Origin of the sequence: Saccharopolyspora rectivirgula DSM 43747, from assembly GCF_000497205.1 — a bacterium.
Taxonomy (GTDB): domain Bacteria; phylum Actinomycetota; class Actinomycetes; order Mycobacteriales; family Pseudonocardiaceae; genus Saccharopolyspora; species Saccharopolyspora rectivirgula.
Genome location: NZ_AYJW01000124.1, coordinates 1 through 2,554 on the forward strand (window position 1 = coordinate 1; position 2,554 = coordinate 2,554).

The 2,554-nt window shown below is 69.0% G+C and carries 4 protein-coding genes; all 4 read left to right on the forward strand.

The features are described 5' to 3' along the window. Positions 1-170: 170 nt before the first annotated feature. Complete coding sequence (gene gmk, locus SREC43747_RS0119080) at positions 171-773, forward strand: guanylate kinase (protein WP_029722977.1); 603 nt, start codon at positions 171-173, stop codon at positions 771-773. A gap of 64 nt (positions 774-837) precedes the next feature. Then, positions 838-1,131 (forward strand): DNA-directed RNA polymerase subunit omega, encoded by a 294-nt coding sequence (gene rpoZ / locus SREC43747_RS0119085; RefSeq protein ID WP_029722978.1) that lies wholly within the window; start codon positions 838-840, stop codon positions 1,129-1,131. Further along, entirely contained in the window at positions 1,128-2,378 is a 1,251-nt protein-coding gene (gene coaBC / locus SREC43747_RS0119090; RefSeq protein ID WP_029722979.1) for a bifunctional phosphopantothenoylcysteine decarboxylase/phosphopantothenate--cysteine ligase CoaBC, read from the forward strand. The genes rpoZ and coaBC overlap by 4 nt, the downstream gene beginning before the upstream one ends. Before the next feature lie 46 nt (positions 2,379-2,424). Next, positions 2,425-2,554: S-adenosylmethionine synthetase N-terminal domain-containing protein (locus tag SREC43747_RS20855; protein WP_152528481.1), on the forward strand; the 130-nt coding region annotated here is incomplete at its 3' end.

Consider the following 2,554-nt stretch of genomic DNA (forward strand, 5'->3'; position numbering starts at 1 on the left):
CGATGATGAGACTTCCCGATCCGCGCAGAACCCCCGGACCGCTGCGAACAGCTCCTGGATGCCGTCGTTGAGCGTCTTCTGCCAGCGGGCGGTGGCGCGGCGCAGGTCTTCGGAGCGGCGTTGCTGGGTGAGCGTCAGCGCAAGGCGCTGCTTACCGAGTTCAGCGGAGAGTGATCGACGCGAAGACCGGCGCTGAGCCGAGGTCGGCCCGTCGGGCCGAGCCTCGGCTCACCGTCGTATCCGGCCCCTCCGGCGTCGGCAAGTCGAGCGTGCTCGCCGAAGTGCGCCGACTGGCGCCCGAGATCTACTTCAGCGTGTCCGCGACCACGCGCCCGCCCCGTGCCGGGGAGATCGACGGAGTGCACTACCACTTCGTCGAGGAGGCGGAGTTCGAGCGGATGATCGCTTCCGGGGAGATGCTGGAGTACGCCCGCTACGCGGGGAACCTCTACGGCACTCCGCGCAAACCGGTGGAGGACGCGCTCGCGGCCGGCCGGCCCGCGTTGCTGGAAATCGAGGTCCAGGGTGCGCGGCAGGTCCGGCGGGCGATGCCCGAGGCCCAGCTGGTGATGCTGGTCCCCCCGTCGTGGGAGGTGCTGGTGAGCCGGCTGAACGGGCGCGGCACCGAAGACCCGGAAGTGGTGGAGCGACGACTGGCGGCGGCGCGCGAGGAACTGGCGGCGCAGTCCGAGTTCGACGCGACGGTCGTGAACGAGGATGTGCAGGTCGCGGCCCGGGAATTGCTACGATTAATCCTTGGCCAAGACCGGTGAGCGATGCGTTTGCCGGCCGGACGGCTAAGGATCACCGACCCACGAGGAGCAGGAGCTACTCAACGTGAGCACCCCCAGCACGCTGGCTGCGCTCAACAGCAGCCCGTCGACCAACACTCCCGAGGGCATCACCTACCCTCCGATCGACGACCTCCTGGAGAAGGTCAGCTCCAAGTACGCCTTGGTGATCTACGCCGCGAAGCGTGCCCGGCAGATCAACGACTACTACGCGCAGCTCGGTGAAGGCCTGCTCGAATACGTCGGGCCGCTGGTCGAGCCGGGGCCGCGGGAGAAGCCGTTGTCGATCGCGCTCCGCGAGATCCACGCGGGCGTGCTGGAACACACCGAAGGCGAGTGACCGCTAACAGTGCCGAGAACCAGCCCAACGTGGTTCTCGGGGTCGCTGGTGGTATCGCCGCGTACAAGGCCTGCGAGGTCCTTCGCCGGTTGACCGAGTCGGGCCACCGGGTTCGGGTGGTGCCGACCGAGGCGGCGCTGCAGTTCGTTGGCGCGGCGACGTTCGAAGCGCTGTCCGGGCAGCCAGTGCGCACGGGAGTCTTCGCCGATGTTGAGCAGGTGCCGCACGTGCGGCTCGGTCAGCAGGCGGATCTCGTCGTAGTCGCTCCCGCCACCGCCGATCTTCTGGCCCGGGCAGCTCACGGACGAGCGGACGACCTGCTCACCTCGACGCTGCTGACGGCGCGCTGCCCGGTGTTGATGGTTCCGGCCATGCACACCGAGATGTGGGAGCACCCGGCCACCCAGGACAACGTCGCGTTGCTGCGCAGCCGGGGCATCGTGGTGGCCGAGCCCGACGTCGGTCGGCTCACCGGCCCGGACACCGGCAAGGGGCGGTTGCCCGATCCCGCGGAGATCGTGGACCTGGCGCGACTGCTGCTGGCCGAGCCGAACGCGCTGCCCCGGGACCTGGAGGGGCGGCGGGTGGTCGTGTCCGCCGGCGGTACTCGGGAGCCGCTGGACCCGGTTCGCTACCTGGGCAACCGCTCGTCCGGCAGGCAGGGCTACGCCTTGGCGCGGGTGGCCGCCCACCGGGGCGCGGACGTCACGCTGGTGGCCGCGCACACCGCGGACCTGGTGGTTCCAGCCGGGGTGCGGCTGGTGCGGGTCGGTACGGCCGAGGAGATGCGGGCCACCATGCTCAAGGAGGCCAGTGGCGCCGATGCGGTGGTGATGGCTGCTGCGGTCGCCGACTTCCGGCCGGTGGAGCTGGCCGAGCACAAGATCAAGAAGACCGGGCGGGATCCGGAGCCGCTGCGCCTCACCAAGAACCCCGATGTGCTCGCCGAGCTCGTGCGGTCCAGGGCGGCCGGGGAGCTCGACACCGCGGTGATCGCCGGGTTCGCCGCGGAAACGGGTGATCCGTCCACCACCGTGTTGGAGCACGGTCGTGCCAAGCTCGCCCGCAAGGGGTGCGACTTGTTGGTGGTCAACGCGGTCGGTGACGGGCAGGCCTTCGAGGTCGAGGACAACGCGGGTTGGCTGTTGACCGCGGACGGGACCGAGCGGCCGATTCCGTTCGGCTCGAAGTCCCGCTTGGCGTCCACATTGTGGGATGCTGTGAGCGAGCAGTTGGCCGCGAAGTAGGGTGGTTTATCCGGCGTTGTCGCTTGATGCAGCAGCAAGGAGTGCCGTGAGCCAGCAGTTTGACCCGCGTGCGAACCGCAGGTTGTTCACCAGTGAGTCCGTGACCGAGGGGCATCCGGACAAGATCTGCGATGCGATCAGTGACTCGATCCTGGATGCGATGCTGGCCCAGGATC